Origin of the sequence: Bartonella sp. MM97QHHN, assembly GCF_042194285.1 — a bacterium.
Classification (GTDB): Bacteria; Pseudomonadota; Alphaproteobacteria; order Rhizobiales; family Rhizobiaceae; genus Bartonella.
In genome coordinates this window covers 46,311-63,887 of record NZ_JBHIMS010000074.1, presented here as the reverse complement: position 1 = coordinate 63,887, position 17,577 = coordinate 46,311, and the positions used below count along the sequence as shown (strand labels likewise).

The 17,577-nt window shown below is 39.4% G+C and carries 14 protein-coding genes and 2 pseudogenes; 14 read left to right on the top strand and 2 right to left on the bottom strand.

The window, feature by feature from the left end; genetic code table 11:
• Nucleotides 1–252: 252 nt before the first annotated feature.
• A complete protein-coding gene (locus ACFIJW_RS04335; RefSeq protein WP_375633427.1) occupies nt 253–915 on the bottom strand; it encodes a thiamine phosphate synthase in 663 nt (220 codons plus the stop codon).
• A gap of 364 nt (nt 916–1,279) precedes the next feature.
• Here ACFIJW_RS04335 and ACFIJW_RS04330 point away from each other — a divergent pair, with 364 nt between their 5' ends.
• The 11 genes and pseudogenes from ACFIJW_RS04330 to tolB all read left to right on the top strand — a co-directional run bounded on the left by ACFIJW_RS04330 (nt 1,280) and on the right by tolB (nt 13,345).
• Nucleotides 1,280–2,422, top strand: a complete 1,143-nt coding sequence (locus ACFIJW_RS04330) for an OpgC family protein (protein ID WP_375633426.1) — start codon at nt 1,280–1,282, stop codon at nt 2,420–2,422.
• Between the two features lie 180 nt (nt 2,423–2,602).
• On the top strand, nt 2,603–3,121 hold the full coding sequence (locus ACFIJW_RS04325) for a DUF1465 family protein (protein ID WP_375633425.1): 519 nt from the start codon (nt 2,603–2,605) through the stop codon (nt 3,119–3,121).
• Between the two features lie 19 nt (nt 3,122–3,140).
• Nucleotides 3,141–3,387, top strand: a pseudogene (locus ACFIJW_RS04320) (DUF1465 domain-containing protein); the annotation flags it as partial.
• A 1,317-nt stretch (nt 3,388–4,704) separates the two neighbouring features.
• Complete coding sequence (gene ruvC, locus ACFIJW_RS04315; RefSeq protein WP_375633424.1) at nt 4,705–5,220, top strand: crossover junction endodeoxyribonuclease RuvC; 516 nt, start codon at nt 4,705–4,707, stop codon at nt 5,218–5,220.
• A gap of 13 nt (nt 5,221–5,233) precedes the next feature.
• Nucleotides 5,234–5,848, top strand: coding sequence for a Holliday junction branch migration protein RuvA (gene ruvA, locus ACFIJW_RS04310; protein ID WP_375633423.1), 615 nt, complete (start codon nt 5,234–5,236; stop codon nt 5,846–5,848).
• Nucleotides 5,849–5,861: 13 nt separating this feature from the next.
• Nucleotides 5,862–6,956 (top strand): Holliday junction branch migration DNA helicase RuvB, encoded by a 1,095-nt coding sequence (gene ruvB, locus ACFIJW_RS04305; RefSeq protein ID WP_375633422.1) that lies wholly within the window; start codon nt 5,862–5,864, stop codon nt 6,954–6,956.
• A 211-nt stretch (nt 6,957–7,167) separates the two neighbouring features.
• Nucleotides 7,168–7,608: a tol-pal system-associated acyl-CoA thioesterase gene (ybgC, locus tag ACFIJW_RS04300; RefSeq protein ID WP_375611759.1), complete on the top strand. Its 441-nt coding sequence runs from the start codon at nt 7,168–7,170 to the stop codon at nt 7,606–7,608.
• Nucleotides 7,609–9,360: 1,752 nt separating this feature from the next.
• Nucleotides 9,361–10,074 carry a protein TolQ gene (gene tolQ, locus ACFIJW_RS04295; protein WP_375617873.1) on the top strand — a complete coding sequence of 238 codons (714 nt, stop codon included), beginning with the start codon at nt 9,361–9,363 and terminating at the stop codon, nt 10,072–10,074.
• Between the two features lie 15 nt (nt 10,075–10,089).
• The gene (gene tolR, locus ACFIJW_RS04290; RefSeq protein ID WP_375633421.1) at nt 10,090–10,542 is read left to right on the top strand and encodes a protein TolR; all 453 of its coding nucleotides are present in this window, start codon (nt 10,090–10,092) and stop codon (nt 10,540–10,542) included.
• A gap of 107 nt (nt 10,543–10,649) precedes the next feature.
• The gene (locus tag ACFIJW_RS04285) at nt 10,650–11,981 is read left to right on the top strand and encodes a cell envelope biogenesis protein TolA (RefSeq protein WP_375633420.1); all 1,332 of its coding nucleotides are present in this window, start codon (nt 10,650–10,652) and stop codon (nt 11,979–11,981) included.
• A gap of 38 nt (nt 11,982–12,019) precedes the next feature.
• A complete protein-coding gene (gene tolB / locus ACFIJW_RS04280) occupies nt 12,020–13,345 on the top strand; it encodes a Tol-Pal system beta propeller repeat protein TolB (protein WP_375633419.1) in 1,326 nt (441 codons plus the stop codon).
• Nucleotides 13,346–14,410: 1,065 nt separating this feature from the next.
• On the opposite strand, the gene ACFIJW_RS04275 is transcribed toward tolB, so the two are convergent.
• Nucleotides 14,411–15,157: a YebC/PmpR family DNA-binding transcriptional regulator gene (locus ACFIJW_RS04275; RefSeq protein WP_254492472.1), complete on the bottom strand. Its 747-nt coding sequence runs from the start codon at nt 15,155–15,157 to the stop codon at nt 14,411–14,413.
• Between the two features lie 368 nt (nt 15,158–15,525).
• Between ACFIJW_RS04275 and ACFIJW_RS04270 the strand changes: the two genes are divergently transcribed.
• From ACFIJW_RS04270 to ACFIJW_RS04260, 3 genes and pseudogenes are all read left to right on the top strand, one after another.
• Nucleotides 15,526–16,221 carry a DUF1013 domain-containing protein gene (locus tag ACFIJW_RS04270; protein ID WP_375633418.1) on the top strand — a complete coding sequence of 232 codons (696 nt, stop codon included), beginning with the start codon at nt 15,526–15,528 and terminating at the stop codon, nt 16,219–16,221.
• A gap of 203 nt (nt 16,222–16,424) precedes the next feature.
• Nucleotides 16,425–16,946, top strand: coding sequence for a peptidoglycan-associated lipoprotein Pal (gene pal / locus ACFIJW_RS04265; RefSeq protein WP_375633417.1), 522 nt, complete (start codon nt 16,425–16,427; stop codon nt 16,944–16,946).
• A 52-nt stretch (nt 16,947–16,998) separates the two neighbouring features.
• Nucleotides 16,999–17,577: pseudogene (locus ACFIJW_RS04260) on the top strand (tol-pal system protein); the annotation flags it as partial.

The following is a 17,577-nucleotide window of genomic DNA, read 5'->3' as shown; positions in this document are numbered from 1 at the left end:
AATGACCATTTTCCCCAATCATAATGCTTTGTCTTTATAAGACATCGAACGAGAAAGTTTTTATGATCCTTTTTTCTATATATTATATGAAAACAAGACGATAGATTTTTCATCAATTTGATTGAATTATTAAGCAATTTTATTGAGTTTCGAGGTATCCTCTTTATCTGTTATTGTGTGTTCTATATAAGTAATATAGTGGTGAGTATTTGGATTTTTATTAACGCTTTATTTATAAATTCTCCTCCTGTATTACAAGGGGGTGTTTTCACATTTTTCTTGCATTGTTTTAAGCAGTATTAAGGGGTTGTCGTTTCCCAAAATGACTTCTTCTACAGCAATGAATTCACATCCAGTCTTTAAGACTTCATCAAAGGTTGAAAAATCGCTTCCTGCTTGGATAATGGCGGGGGTTTGCATAATCTCTGCCCACCATGTTGCTAACTGGAGATTGCGGGGGTGCGCTTGGGGTTTTTTATCAGCACCGAGTTTTCCAAAGAACAGGTAATCAACACCTGTTTCCGCTGCAAGCATAGCACTATGGCGATTGCGTAGATTGCCAAAGCCTATGATTTTTTGTTCCTTTTGCTGATTTTTGAAGCTTTCAAGAGCGTTAAGATCATCTTCTATGTGCAATCCATCAGCCTTTATGCGCCCAGCAATGCGGCTGTCATCAGCGATGAGAAGGGCTGCGTCATGATGTTGAATATCTTCTGCGTAAGTTTGCGCTTGTTGTTGTAAAAAAGAGCTATCATCTTTCAACTTTTCAGAATCATAGAGGATGACGCATGCAAAAGACTTTGTTTGCAAAATTTGCTGCAATAATGCGTGTGGGGTGTTGCGCCGAACATCGAGTGTTAAAATTAACTGAGGGAAAAGAGGTGGATCAATTGGTTTATTTTTTTGTTCTGTCATGTCAAATCCCTGTTTCTTAGAAAAAATAACGCTTAAAAATTAAAGTTTCATTCTATTATGCTTATTTGCGATGAAAGTGACTACCATTTTCACGTAATTTAAAGGATTTGTGGGTGTGTGGGAGCCTGCTTATGAGAAATGAAAGTGTTTTTAAGCATAATATGTCGCCTTTTTGCTGTGATACACGTATGGATGCTTTTCGTTCTTTTGCCTTTAAAAAACTTTTGCCTTTTAAAAAATAAACGCTTAAAATGAAACTTGATACTTAAAAATTAAAATTTCATCCTGTTCATGCTTGTTGGCAATAAGGGTAAGCACCATTTTATGGGACTTCAAGGGGGTTGCAACGTGTGGGAGTCCACTGATGAAATACCAAGGTATTCTTGAGCATAATACTCAACCTTCTCATCGTGATACACGTATTGATGTTTTTCGTTCTTTAGCCTTATTGACGATTTTCATCAACCATATTCCCGGAACTCTCTATGAGTCTTTTACTCATAGAAATTTCGGTTTTTCTGATTGTGCAGAAGTATTTGTTTTGCTTTCAGGGATTGCTCTTGGGTTAAGCTTTCATGCGCGGTTACAGCAAAAATCCTTTGCTTTTATTATCCGAAAACTTTGGTACAGAGCTCTGCAGCTCTATGGTGCATACCTTTTTACGACTTTTGTCACGTTAAGCCTTTTTTTTGCTGCCTTTTTATTATGGCGAACAGAAAAACTTTTATCAATGAACAATGTAGGACTCTTTTTTAAAGAGCCTGGTATCGCATTTTTGAGTACCTTAAGCTTTGGGCATCAATTGGGATATAATAATATTCTTCCTCTTTATATCGTTTTGATGTTTTTTGCGCCTTTTATCCTTTATTTGAGTTGTAAGCAGACAAAATGGCTGCTTTTGGGCTCCTTTACACTGTATCTTATCTGCGGATTTTATAAAATTGCTCCTCCTTCTTATCCTTTAGAGGGAAAGTGGTTTTTAAACCCTTTGTCTTGGCAATTCTTATTCGTCATAGGATTGACCAGTACTTTAGCGCTTAAACAAGGAAAAAAAATCGCTTTTCAGTCTTTTTGGATTGTTTGTGCGGCAGCGTATCTCTTGTTGGCGCTGTTATGGGTTCGCTTAAACTGGTGGGGCATTTTGGGGTGGCTTGGCTGGTCTTCCCCGTTGGTGAACTTTAATAAAACCTTTTTAAGCTTGCCACGTTTACTCCATGTTCTTGCATTAGCCTTTCTCATTCTTTCTTTGCCACGCATCAATAAATGGTTTTATGTTTCTCAGAAACATCCTTTAGCAATTTTAGGAAAACATAGTTTACCGGTCTTTGTAACGGGAACCATTTTTGCGATGTTTGGACAAATTATAAAAACAGTGATGACAGAAACGGTTTTTTCCGATACCTTCTTAATAATAACGGGTATTGCTTTGCAATTTGGAGTTGCTTATTATTGTGAAAAACGGCAATCTTGGCAGTGGTCCTTTTCAAGGAAAATGATCCGTTTATAAAAAACATTCCTATAGTGTTTGTTGGGCACGTTAACCTTAGTATAAAAAGTGCGTTGCGCAAAAAAATTAAAAGAGGTAGCAGTTTTAAAAAAAAGCGTTCTATACAGCAACAAAAGAAACTTTTTAATACTCTGTTCGTTGAGGGGTATGATTTTTTGCTGATACTTGGAGTATAAAAGCGTGAGTGTACATAAACGTCCATATGATGAACCTATTATCATGATTGAGCATAATGCTTTTGAAAATGCTTTTAATCGTCTCTACGAAGAAACAATGGCGCTGATTGAAAAAACCGCAGCGTATATTGACTCAGAAGGGAAATTAGTGGCACGCTCTCTTTCGGCAGAGGTTTCTGCAGTCTATGCGAAAGAGGCTATGTATTTAAGTACACGACTTATGCAAATCGCTTCTCAACTCCTTCTTCTTCGCGCAGAGCGTGAAGGGGAAATGTCATCAGAACAAATAAAAAAAGCAATTGTAAAAGTGTCACTTCATACACCGACATTGGAACTTGAAACCCCTCATTGGCATGAATTGCCAGAAATTTTTCGCCAATTTGTTTCTCATTCATTGCGTTTAGAAGCGCGGATACAGTATATGCGTGCTGGGTGGGAAACTGCAGCCTCTTGTGCCTTAGAAGATGATAACCCTGTAGGAAAACAAATCGAATTGCTCAAAACAGCCTTTGGGCGTTCTTAGAGGTACTCCCCTTGTTTTGCGCGAAGGGGAAATATCATCAGAACAAATAAAAAAAGCAATTGTAAAAGTGTCACTTCATACACCGACATTGGAACTTGACCCCCCTCATTGGCATGAATTGCCAGAAATTTTCCGTCAATTTGTTCTCATTCATTACGTTTAGAAGCGTGCATTTTGTTTCATTTAGAGATGCTGCTGTAGTTTAAGCGCTTTGGTCAATAAGGGGAGGCTGTAGTTTAAGCGATGATAATCCAGTGGGAAAATAAATCGAATTACTGAAAACAGCTTTTGGGGGCGTTCTGAGAAAAATAGCGCCTTGCTTCTTTCTTGCGATATTTAGAGCAGTATATCCATTTTTTACAACCAAAATTTCACAACTAAAACCAATCTAGAGTGCTTTTTTCTGCCTAATTTCTATTTGAGCGTAGGAAATATCTTGAGTTTATAGCTGAGAGAGGGATAGGTATTGATTTTGAATTATGGCATGGAATAGGGTATGGTTGGTCTTTGTGGGAAATCGACTTTGGTTGATTGCAGCTAGAACACTTTCTGTTGATCTATCGTGTGATTTTGTTTTGGCTCTGATAATGATTAGACGCTAGATAGAGCAGGGGCTTGTACATTAATTTATTTATGCTCTATAATTTATGCCTATAAAGTTGCTGTAAAGTGTGTGTTAATGAGGATAATACACATTGTTGCAGTTTTGGGGCTTCTTTTGTTTTGAATGGAAGTTATTTCCCTCGCGTAAAATAAAATATCCAAAATCAAAGTGCCATATAATGAATGTCCCATGGGTTCCTTGTGCCCCCATGCAATGTCCCTCTCTATGCAATGTTCCTCTTTACGTAATGTCATTGTGGTGTGATGAGTATATTCAAAAACACCTCTCAGTTCTTATTCACATCCGTTGAGCCTCTCTCATTTTTACGCTTGCAAAGGAGAAAGCCGGCACTATCATCATCTTTGCCAGTCCCCAATGTTGCAACAGCCTTTGGCACTTGAGTCAATTCATTAGAGGCATTTTTAGTCCTTTCTTGTACAGTTTCACTCTATACGGCAATCCCACGTTTCATATGTAAGAGAATGGTTTTGATTGCTTCAAGATAAACAGATTTGTAATGAGAAAATCTTAGGATATTCGGGATTCTTATGCAACATACAAAATAATTAATTATCATTATAAATCAATGCGTTGATTTATAATGATAGCGTCATGCTATAATGTAAAAAGTTTTCGCAAAGTGTGTACCATCCATTGCATAGCCTCTTTACACTTAATGAATGTACAATCCAGCACTCTCTATTTGCTCGCTTGCGATGTTTAACCGTTATGGCATTAGTATGATATAGAAAGGGAATTTTTATGCTTTAGAGGGTGTTTGCTTGTAATGTGTGAATGGTTTTGATTGATTTCAGTTATGCTTCATAAAGTGTGTTCCATAAAGATGCTGTTCGTTGTGTGTTATAATTGTATAAATTTGGGGGGATGATTATCTTTTTACTGGTTTTGTCTTGGGTTGTTGTTTTCTTTGTGGTCTTGTCTTTATTCACAGGGGGGAAAAGTGTATAGACTGTAGTTTATGGCAGAGACGATTCGTATTATAGGCATTGATCCCGGATTACGGCGTACAGGGTGGGGCGTTATCGATGTTGTGGGTAATCGTCTTCAGTTTATTGCAGCAGGGACGGTTTCTTCTGATGTACAGTGTGAGCTGGCTTCCAGGCTATGTCAGATCCACAAAGGTCTTTCAGAGGTTGTGCATCAATTTATGCCCCATGAAGCTGCTGTAGAACATGTGTTTGTCAACAAAGATGCTACAGCAACTTTAAAACTTGGGCAAGCGCGTGCAATTGCATTGCTGGTTCCTGCGCAAGCAACTCTTCCTGTTTTTGAATATGCGCCCAACAAAGTGAAAAAATCGGTTATTGGTGTTGGACATGGGGCTAAAGAACAAATCCATATGATGGTCAAAGTTCTCCTCCCACGGGCTGAATTTGATAGCAGTGATGCAGCTGATGCTCTTGCTCTTGCTCTTTGTCATAGTATGCATCGTAAGAGTGTTGACCGATCTTATCAGGCAAGGATGGCGATATGATTGGGGTGAAAGCATGATTGGCAAATTAAAGGGCACCCTTGAACATATCTTTGATGATCATATCCTTCTTGATGTTCACGGTGTGGGGTATGTTGTTTTTGTGTCAAATCGTCTGCGTCCTTCTTTACCCTCGGTTGGGGAGGCGTTAAGCCTTTTTATTGAAACGCATGTTCGGGAAGATGCAATCCGCCTTTTTGGTTTTGCTACAAGAGCTGAACAGGAGTGGTTTTGTCTTCTACAAAATGTTCCTGGAGTAGGGGCAAAGGTTGCTTTGGCAATCTTGGGTACTTTATCGCCAGATGAACTTGCACAGGCTATTGCTTTAAATGATGTTGCGATGATTAGTCGAGCGCCAGGCGTTGGTAAAAAAGTCAGTGAAAGAATTGTGGGTGAACTGAAAAGTAAAACACTCCCCTTTGAACAAGTGGTCAAGACTGTTTCGGTGCCTCAGCGTGATATGATCAATCAACCTGCGCATGATGCGCTTTCCGCGTTGATGAAGCTAGGGTTTGAACGAGAACATGCATCCCGTGCTCTTGCTCTTGCGATGAATGCTCTTGAGGGGGAAACTGTTTCTTCTGCCCTGCTGATCCGCCATAGTCTCAAATTGCTTTCTTCTCCTACTTAAAATCAAGGTAACAATGCATAAAGATGAAGATAAACGCCTTCTGGGTTCCGCCCCCCTTCCTAACGATCCAGATCGTTCCTTGAGGCCACAAGTTCTCGATGACTTTATTGGTCAAGAAGCGGCACGGGCTAATTTAAAAATATTTATTGAAGCAGCAAAAACACGGCAAGAAGCGCTGGATCACGTTTTGTTTGTAGGACCACCGGGGTTAGGAAAAACAACGCTTTCACAGATTATGGCAAAAGAATTAGGCGTTAATTTTCGCTCTACTTCAGGGCCGGTCATCGCTAAAGCAGGGGATTTAGCCGCTCTCTTGACCAATCTTGAAGAACGTGATGTCTTGTTTATTGATGAAATTCATCGCTTAAATCCGGCGATTGAGGAAATTCTTTATCCAGCCATGGAAGATTATCAACTTGATTTGATCATTGGGGAGGGGCCGGCCGCACGCTCGGTGAAAATTGATCTGGCTAAATTTACTTTGGTAGCGGCAACCACACGTTTGGGGCTTTTGACCACGCCGCTGAGAGACCGTTTTGGCATCCCAATTCGTCTCAATTTTTATACTATAGAAGAATTGGAATATATTGTGCAGCGTAATGCACGACTTTTTGCCGTCAAGATCAGTGATGATGGTGCTCATGAAATTGCACGCCGAGCACGGGGGACCCCTCGTATTGCCGGACGGCTTTTACGGCGTGTTTGTGATTTTGCTTTGGTTAAACAAGCAAAACAAATTGACCAAAAAATCGCCGATGAAGCGCTTTCGCGCCTTGAGGTTGATCATCTTGGTCTTGATCCGCTTGATCGTCGCTACTTGCTCCTGATTGCGGAAACTTTTTTAGGGGGACCGGTGGGGATTGAAACAATTGCTGCTGCTTTATCAGAACCACGCGATGCCATTGAAGATATTGTTGAACCGTATTTGCTCCAACAAGGGTTTATTCATAGAACCGCTCGTGGACGCATTCTAACTGAAAAGGCTTGGAGCCATTTAGGGCTTTCTGCTCCAGCCTCTACAACGTCTATACAAAGGCGTTCTCAACTTTCTGAGGCTCAAGAGAATTCATCATTTCAGACATCTTTATGGGATGGGGAAGATGATTAAGACATTCTCTTTATTAAAAGAAACTATGTGAATATTTTATAGCAAGGTCATAAAATACAAGAGACGTGCCTTCTTTTAGCATATTCTGGCTAAAAAGGTTTGGCACTATTAAAAATTTTTTGCTTTTCACAACTTCAACACAAAAATGTGTTCAATCTTTTGATTGATAGATAATTTGCTATATTAGATGATTTTATGGGATATGAAGTCGATGACAGAAATAACACCTTTTAAGAGCAATCATACAAACGCTTTTCATAATTTTCAGGTCCGCGTTTATGTTGCGGATACAGATTTTTCCGGTGTAGTTTATCATGCGCGTTATCTTGAGTTTTTTGAACGAGGACGTTCAGAGTTTTTACGGGATACCGGTTTTAATAATAAGATGTTAGCAGCAGGGGGTGAGGGGGAAAAACTGTTTTTTGTTGTTCGTCATATGGAAATTAATTTTTCAAGACCAGCTAAAATTGATCATCTTTTAGTCGTTAAAACACGTGTTACTCATATCCAAGGGGCCCGCTTTTTTATGGAGCAATCTATTTTGCATGAGATGACCACGTTGGTAACAGCCAAAGTTGAAATTGCTCTGATTAATGAGGAGGCAAAACCGCGACGTTTACCCAAAGAACTTTTTGCAAAAATGCTTGGTTAAAAGTGTTATTCATTGAATTAGCAGTTTCAGGAAAGATCAGCAGATATAAAGTAATCTACAATCTAAGATTATACATTTATCATAGCCTAAATGTTTTCCAATAAGGTTACACGATACAGCAAAAGAAAGCACCTCTGCTACAATAACTACAATAAATTGAAGATGATATCTCACAAAATTAAACACGCCTTATCCATGTTATGATTCAAAATCAATGTCGCCTCATCCATTTTCTGCTATAAACTCAAGATATTTTTCTTTCTTTTGAAGAAAGGTTTTTTGGTATCAGAAAGCAGCGAAAAAGTACAAAATATAAAAAAATAAAAATGGATTAAGATTTATTTTTATAAAAATGCACATACCCAGCACAATATTGCAATAAAGTGATAATAAGCTATTAGGTCGAAAATTGTCTCAAAACACCTAAAGGGTGTTTTTAAGCAATTTGATTTGTTTTTTTACTGGATTATCATTTGGCATCACAAAAGCGCGTGTTTCATCCATTTCTATCCATCATGCATGACTTTATGTGCTATAATGCGCGATTTATGTGCGCTTCTAAACGTAGTGAATGAGTGAGAGATCAATGTATGCAAAGCAGAAATGCATTCTTGCATTTAAAGTTTCAAAAGCATATTATTCTATATAATATATTGACTTAGAAAGATAAATTATCACTTCTTACGGGCACAAACCCTAATAGAGGAATAGAATAAAATACTTTCATTTCAAATCTGTTCATGTTGAAACAATTAAAATCATTTGCTTACACATCATAAGAGAGCAATATAAATTATTGAAAAAAATTGTAAAAATGTTCCTTATGGATCATTCTCAATGCAATAACGATCAAATATCGCAAGTGAGCAAAGAGAGCGAAGAAGCCGGTTTTCATAAAGTAAAGATGTGAAAAGGCTTTTTTCATATCACAGAAGCTTGTACGTTACACCATGATGCCAGAGAGATGATAGGGATTGAAAGGGGTAAATTCACAACACAATGAGATTACATGAGACTTACACTAGATTATATAGGACTTATAATAGGGGTGTATGGGTGAGGCACATTGTTGTGAGGCATTTTATGGTGGTTTATTGTCGTTTTTTGTGCCCGATGGTGTACCCCGTATTCAATTCGATGGAAAATGAGAGAAATAATAGCCTGAGGCAAAGCGTCATCTTTTATGATGATAACATATTTATTTACAATGATAATTCATTGCGTTGTCACTTTCAGATAATTCTGAAACTTGTAAAACTTTTTCTTTTCAAGCTCTATTGCCGCGAATTAATCAAAAACATTTTCTTACATGTCACAAGCGGAGTTGGTGAGTGGATACAAAAACACTTAAGAAAGGAATAAAATACCTCTTACGAATCTTTTCAAGTGCTAAGACTTATTGCAGCATTTTAAGCTAGAAACGCGTATGATGATTTAGCGTTCTTTTTATAAACGTAAAGATGGTGGTGCATAATAGATTTAATATTATGCATTTTTATATCTTTTATTTTTATAGTATTTATGGATAAGTCCTTATCGTTATATTTTTCATAAATGCTGTTGTGAAATGAGGGGGGCGTGCATTGAGGGATGTCTCTCGTCATCACTTTTTAAGGAAATTTAAGAAACAAGTCTTGTTTTAGCGCATGGATTTATGTGAAACTAGAGTCTTTACTTAAATTTAGAAACTATAAAATAATCTGTTTTATAAAATTAAAAAAAATGCATCTTTCATTTAGAGGGACAAAAATTATGCCGCATGTAGAACTAACGAATCCAGAAACAATTGGAATGTTGCATTTGTTTATGCAAGCGAGTTGGATCGTGAAAGGTGTTATGATTGGGTTGCTGCTCGCTTCTATCTGGAGTTGGGCAATTATTTTTGATAAAATTTTTACGTATCGGAGAATACGGCGTGAAATAAAGCAGTTTGAACGCACATTTTGGTCTGGCAAAGCGCTAGAAGATCTTTATGCATCATGCAAAAGTCAACGTACCAATAGTATATCCGCAGTTTTTATAGCAGCAATGGTTGAATGGAAAAAATCTCTTGAAAAAGGGACCCATACATCGAAAAGTTTGCAGAGCAGAATTGATAAGGCTATGGATTTGACGCTGGGACGTGAAAGTGAAAAAATAGAATCAAAATTAAGTTTTCTTGCGACACTGGGATCTGCGGGACCTTTTATCGGACTTTTTGGAACAGTTATTGGTATTATGGAGTCTTTTCTTTCTATTTCAGCTTCTCAAAATACATCACTTGCCATTGTTGCGCCAGGGATTGCAGAAGCGCTTTTGGCAACCGCTATTGGTTTGTTTGCAGCAATTCCAGCTGTTATTGCTTATAACAAGTTGACTCATGAAAGTGCGCGCATCATTGCACAAATAGAAAATTTTGCCGATGAATTTTCAACAATTGTATCGCGGCGTATTGATGAAACACGCACAGCACCTTCCTCTTTATAAAAAGGATCTTATCCCATGGGCGTTTCTGTTGCTTCTTCTTCTCGCAAAAATACACGTAGGCGGCATCATTCACGAAGCCAACTGATGAGTGAGATCAATGTCACTCCTTTTGTGGATGTCATGCTGGTCTTGTTGATTATTTTTATGGTCTCTGCTCCCCTTTTAGTGAACGGTGTTCCTCTAGATTTGCCTCGTAGTCAAGCGGGTCCCATACGAGCTCAAAAAACACCCCTTACGGTTTCACTTGACGCGCAAGGGCGCTTTGCCATTAATCAAGATTATTATGAAACGTCACAGGCACTGATTGCACACCTGAAAACTCTTCTGGAAGCAGATGCTACACAAAAAGATCAACGGGTTTTTGTGCGGGTTGCCAAAACTGTTGAATATCAACAAGTATTAAAACTGCTGGCGGATATTCAAAAAGCGGGGTTTTCTCAAGTTGCGTTAGCAAGTTTAGCACAATAAATAATAAGTAATAAAATTGTGCATAACCGGTTGTTTTTAAGATGTTTTTAAAAGAGCATAGAGTGATTAAAAATGAAAAAATGTAAGGCATAAGTAAGGCATAAAGAATGAACAAAGACTCTTATCATAGTATGAAACGAGGCTTGGCTTTATCCCTTGTGGTCCATGTCATTTTTCTCAGTTGGGGAGCTATTCAGTTTACAAGCTCTGTCTCTTTACCACAACCATTGGAAGCAATTCCCATCACTCTTGCTCCTTTAGTGGACGAGTTTTCTTCTCAACAAGGAGCCGTGAAGGCTCCTATCCGTGCAATCCCTGCCATAAAACCAACTATGCAACCACAAGAGAAAGAAGATGCACGCCATATTGGAGAGGGACAAATAGATAGTCTGGCACCGTTTCAACCAAAGGAAAAGCTGCGTCCCGTTGAAACAGCATCGCCACCATCAAGCGAGAACACATCAGAAACATTTGCACCCGAACTTACAAAACCAGAATTATTAGAAGCAAAAACAGAGGATGCACCCAAGGTTGCGCCTGAGATGCCTTTGGAGGCACCGGAGGATGCACCCAAGGTTGCGCCTGAGACGCCTTTGGAGGCACCAGAGGATGCGCCCAAGGTTGCACCTGAGATGCCTTTGGAGGCACCACCGGAGGATGCACCCAAGGTTGCGCCTGAGATGCCTTTGGAGGCACCGGAGGATGCACCCAAGGTTGCGCCTGAGATGCCTTTAGAGGCACCGGAGGATGCCTCTAAGGTTGCGCTCAAGCCTGCGCACAAAAATGAAGAAATGATATCGCCAAAAGAATTGGCTCCAACGGTCCCAAAAGTATCAGCAGAGCAGATTGTTCATCAAGCGCCCAAAATTGTACTTCCAGAAAAATCTCTTCTTCCACAGTTTAAACCAAAGTTTGACGGAGAATTTCCAAAGAAGAATGAGGCTGCATTGAATCAAAAGACGCCAAAGCTTAATAAGAAAAACCAAGAGAAACAGACCATTGAAGATATTTTAGCTCTGGAGGAAAATAATTTGCTCAATCGTGCGCGGTCGCAAGGAGGGGGAGCAAAACGTTCTCATATACCAGAAGCTTTGGGTGCAAGAAAAAATATTAATGATACCACAAAAATGGCACAAACATTGGTCAATATTGCGGGGGGATGTATTCAACAGAAGCTTAAACTTGTGGCGCTTGGCGGCGATTTAAAAAATCGTCCGGTCGTGCGGTTGCGATTTTACTTAGACCGTGAAGGGATGGTTGTGGGCGACCCTATCATTGATCCCGTAAGCGGCCTTGAGAGTCAACAAGCTATTATGATAAGGCAGGTGTATGCTGCTGTCTTTTCATGCCAACCTTATGCAGATCTCCCACGTGATCAATATGATCTATGGGGGCAAGGTTTTGACTTTAATGTTGATCCCCTCCAAGAAATAAGATGATAAACGAGAAAAAAGCGCTTAACGAAAGGACACATTCCATGATGACTATAACGAGACATAAAGTTTTTGCTTGGTTTATTGTCACTTGTGGGTTGTGGCTTTCAAATATTTCATCGGGTTATGCGCAATTGAAAGGAACTATTTCGAGCGCTGATTTTAATCCCATTCCCATTGCAATTACAGACTTTATTTCCAATGATTCGATTGGGTTAAAAATATCTGCTGTGGTGACAGCCGATCTTGAACGGTCGGGGCTTTTTTTACCGCTTGATAAAGCAAATTTTTTTGAAAACATTTCTAATCCTAATAAACAACCGCATTTTACTTCTTGGCAGAAAATAAAAGCGCAAGGTTTAGTTACTGGGCAAGTCATGAGAGAAATCGATGGACGTTTGAGGGTCGATTTTCGTTTATGGGATGTGTTTGGACAAAGACAATTGAAAGGACGGCGTTTTTATACCGCGACAGAACGTTGGCGGCGTGTGGCACATATGATCGCAGATGAGATCTATAGTGAAATGACAGGAGAAAGTGGTTATTTTGATACACGAATTGTTTTTATCGATGAAACAGGCCCCCAAAATGCACGCATTAAACGCTTAGCAATGATGGATCAAGATGGCGCAAATTTGATTTATATGTCTGATGGAAGTGAATTGGTGCTTACACCGCGTTTTTCCCCAAAAAGACAAGAAATGACCTATATGGCTTATGAGGACAATCAAGTACCTCATGTTTATCTCCAACAAATTGAAATGGGGCAAAGAGAGTTGATCGGAACGTTTAATAACATGACAATTGCTCCACGTTTTTCTTCTGATGGACAAAAAGTTATCATGAGTTTGTTACAAAATGATGGGAGTGCCAATCTTTACACTATGGATTTACGAACCCGTACGATGACGCGACTTACAACAACTTCTGCTATTGATACTTCTGCTTCTTATTCACCGGATGGAAAACAAATTGTCTTTTCTTCAGATCGTAGTGGAAAGCCGCAAATCTATAAAATGAATGCGGATGGGAGTGATATTCAACGTATTTCTTCAAACGATGGGAGTTATTCAACACCTATTTGGTCTCCACGGGGTGACTATATCGCCTTTACAAAACAATTAAGCGGACAATTTTCTATCGGTGTTATGCGCCCTGATGGACAAGGAGAACGAATTTTAACCACAGGGTTTCACAATGAAGGACCAACGTGGGCCCCCAATGGTCGTGTACTGATGTTCTTTCGCAAAAATCCCGGTATGGGACCAAAAATTTATACGATTGATATTACGGGACGCAATGAACGACAACTCCCTACCCCCAATGATGCTTCAGATCCAGCATGGTCGCCTTTGCTCAATGTACAGTAAAACAAAATGCTTAAAAACAGAATATAGAAGGAATACAGTCTCAAGTTTACACAATCTCAATAGTTTTTAAATTATTTAAAAGAAGGAATTGATTATAATGGGCATGGGGAGTTATGTAGATTTCATCTATCATCTATGGTTGTTGATCGATAATGGAATTTCCTTGGGGGAAAATGCTTAAAAAAATTCAAAACAAGACCTTGAAAAATAGAGTCGAAAATTCTGAGGTCTCTAGAGTTCAACTTTTTATTCAAAGTGTCGCTATATTTTTTTAAACTTCCTCTTCGATTTTGTTTGTGAAGAGTCCGGACTCTTGTCAGGGGGGCTGTTGCTCTCTGATGTGTTTTATTCAAGTACGCGGTTGTTTTAGGTCTGAATATTGATTGATCGGTAAGAGCAAAAGGACAGATTTTTAAGATAAATGACGTTATTTTAGAAATATACGATGCCATAAAGTTAATGCCATAAAGTCAAAAATTTATCTGCAACGGATTAGAGAGATGTACCGGCTTTTTGTACAATACTTTGCTAAAAAATCAGCTCTGGCTTTCCATTTGCTTATTTTTATTCTGTGATGTTGTAAAAACACTGCCCTTTGAGGTGTGGGGATATAGGGCGTATAAACCTCCTTGATATATTCTAAGTGTTTTTTAAGTGCGTAGCGAATATTTAGGGGAATGCATGTTTGTTGAGCCTTAAGTTTCAAGTGAATTTCATGAGTGATTCGTCATAGGAATACGTCAAGAAAACCCCAATTGTTTAGAGGCTAGATCATTTCATTACTTGAGGGTGGGGAGAGGAGGTTAATCTTAAAGAACAAAAAGATCAAATAGAGAGGAATATAGGGATAATCTTTGGGGCATGTAAGAAAGGCGTAAGGCTACAGAGTTTTGTATGCTTTCTTTTTGGGATTATGTTTTCTGCGATTGATTGTGGTTTTTTGTTGCATCAATGGCTTACCCCGCTATTGATGCGGGGCTTTTATATGTGCGGATAAAGAGGAGGGGTGACAGATGCTTTTGAAGCCCTCATGAATGAAGAGAGGGCTTATGCAAATGATGGGAATTATACAGACAATTTTGCCAAAATCTCATCACTGACATCAAAATTTGCATAAACATTTTGCACATCATCATCTTCTTCTAATGTTGAAATTAGTCGTAAAACGGACAAAGCTTTTTCTTCATCTATTGGTGCAAGGGTGGTGGCTTTCCAAATCGTTTTAATCGATTCTGCTTCACCAAGTTTTGCTTCAAGTGTTTTGGAAACTTCACCAATATCTTCAAATGCGCAGGTAATATGATGTCCGGTTTCTTCTGATTGCACATCTTCGGCACCGGCTTCAATTGCTGCATCCATGATGTTATCGGCTGTTCCTGCTTCTGGCTTATAGATTATTTCACCAATCCGATTAAACATGAAACTGACCGATCCTGTTTCCCCTAAGGCTCCTCCTGATTTTGTGAAGGCGGCGCGCACATTTGAAGCGGTGCGGTTGCGGTTATCAGTTAACGCTTCAACAATGACGGCAACGCCGCCTGGTCCATAGCCCTCATAGCGTACTTCATCATAATTTTCTACATCGGCGCCTGACGCTTTTTTAATCGCGCGTTCAATATTATCTTTCGGCATCGATTGTGCTTTGGCATTTTGAACAGCCAGCCTTAAACGTGGATTCATGGCTGGATCAGGAGCACCTTGTTTTGCTGCTACGGTAATTTCGCGCGCAAGCTTAGAAAATATTTTCGAGCGCATTGCATCTTGACGCCCTTTACGGTGCATAATATTTTTAAATTGTGAATGGCCTGCCATAGTTTTCCTTCCTATTTGAGGGCTTTTTTGCCAGTTGGATACTCTTTAGAATTTAAGGCGATAAAGCATGCATCCCACCAGAATAAATGTGCCACAGCATGAGGTGAAATAATCGAATAAACCCTTTATAAGAAAATTCATCTTAAAGGTAAAGACACCTTAGTTGAGGATCATTACAAGAGAGATCTCTTGTCGTTAAGCAAAAATAACGCTATAACAGAATGTAATCTCATAGCAAAATGGTTTATTCCATGCCGCGCTTTGTTTTAGGAGTGGTTGGAGAGACCTAAACATATAAAAAAGTTCCAGTGCTCTTGAGTGGGCGGTAACCTGCCTCATAGAAGAGGCGCAGAAGAGGATTTATAAAAATGGCAACGCAACTTTTGATGCCCAAAGCAACAGCTGTTTGGTTGGTTGATAATACAGCTCTTTCTTTTGATCAGATTGCAGAATTTTGTAAATTGCATGTCTTGGAAGTAAAAGCTATTGCCGATGGTGATGCGGCTTATGGTATTAAAGGTTTAGATCCGATTAGTTCTGGGCAATTGACGCGCAGTGAAATTGCACGGGTGGAGGCTGATCAAAACGCACGATTGAAAATTTCTCAATCTAGGGTGCATATTCCTGAAAAAAAACGTAAAGGGGCGCGCTATATCCCTCTTTCTCGACGCCAAGATCGTCCCAATGGTATCCTATGGTTGGTTACAAACCATCCCGAGTTGAAAGATGCACAAATTGCACGGTTGATTGGGACAACAAAAGCGACAATTGAACAAATCCGCCTTAGAACCCATTGGAATAGTGCAAATTTGGTTCCTCTTGATCCTGTAGGACTTGGTTTGTGTTCGCAAATCGATTTAGATTTTGAGCTCCAGCGTGCGGCGAAAAATCGTCCTGTTGCAGCAGAAGAAGATAGGTCGTTGCTTCCCGCTTCTGTGACGGAAAACGCTGCTCTAGAGGAAAATGAGAGTGAAGACAATCTGCATAAGACTTTTGACGCTGATAAAGTTTTTGCAAAGCTGAACGCGCTGAAAAAAAATAGTCAAAATCAAGATGATGCATAAAAAGCCATGACGCATAAGGGAAACATTTCTTATGGAAATGTTAGAGGAATGGCTGAAGAGAAGAAAAATTGGCAGAGACTTAAAAGTAAAAATAAGGACGAAAAAAACAGAAAAAATTTTGTCTTCATTAGGAATTAACGGTTATTCTTAAAAATATTTTTAAGAATTGACCCTTCTTTACGAAATTCAAGGAGAAACAGATTATGCGCTCTACCAAAAAAACCATCTCTCATTCCTTAGCTATCCTCTTTCTTTTCTCACTATGCCTGGGTGGGTGTGGCAAAAAAAATGTTGGTGCACTTAACGGTATGAATGGCGCTTATATGAATGATGCTGGTTTGAATCAGGTGTCACCAGGCTCAGGACAAGAATTTACGGTTAATGTGGGTGATCGCGTGTTTTTTAGTCTCGATTCTTCTTCACTTGATGCTGATGCTGAACGTATTTTAATGCGCCAAGCAGAATGGTTGCTTCATTATCCTTATTATTCTATTATGATCGAAGGTCATGCTGATGAGAGGGGAACACGTGAATATAACTTGGCACTTGGACAGCGCCGTGCTGTTGCTGTGCGAAACTATTTGGTGTCTCTTGGTGTGTCCGCACAACGGATTCAAACAATTTCTTACGGAAAAGAAAGACCTGTAGCAGTATGTGATGATATTTCCTGTTGGAATCAAAATCGACGTGCTGTGACAACGTTGAGTGACATGAATAGTCATTAAAAAGAAGATTGTTTGTTTCAACTATTCAATAAGCTCTTAAGGGGAAAAAAGAATGTATCGTAAAATCAATTGGAAAACACTCTTTTATATGGGGGTTTTCATAGCTTGTTCTACTTCACTTGTTCAAAGTGCGGCACGAAAGGCTTCCGAATATCCTGCACATGATACGGATAAAGTTGATGCAGTTGATAAGGCAACTGATGACGTGAAGAAAGTACCTGATGCAGCCGATAAAGCAGCATCTGATGCAGCGGAAAAAGCCACTGACGCTGTTAATAAGGCTGTCGATGCTATGAAGAAAGCACCTGAAGCAGCCGATAAAGCAGCATCTGATGCAGCGGAAAAAGCCACTGACGCTGTTAATAAGGCTGTCGATGCTGTGAAGGAGGCACCTGAAGCAGCTGATAAAGCAGCATCTAGTGCGGTGGAAAAAGCCACTGACGCTGTTAATAAGGCTGTCGATGCAGTGAAAGAAGCACCTGAAGCAGCTGATAAAGCAGCATCTAGCGCGGCGAAAAAAGCCACTGACGCTGTTAATAAGGCTGTCGATGCTATGAAGAAAGCACCTGAAGCAGCCGATAAAGCAGCATCTGATGCAGCGGAAAAAGCCACTGACGCTGTTAATAAGGCT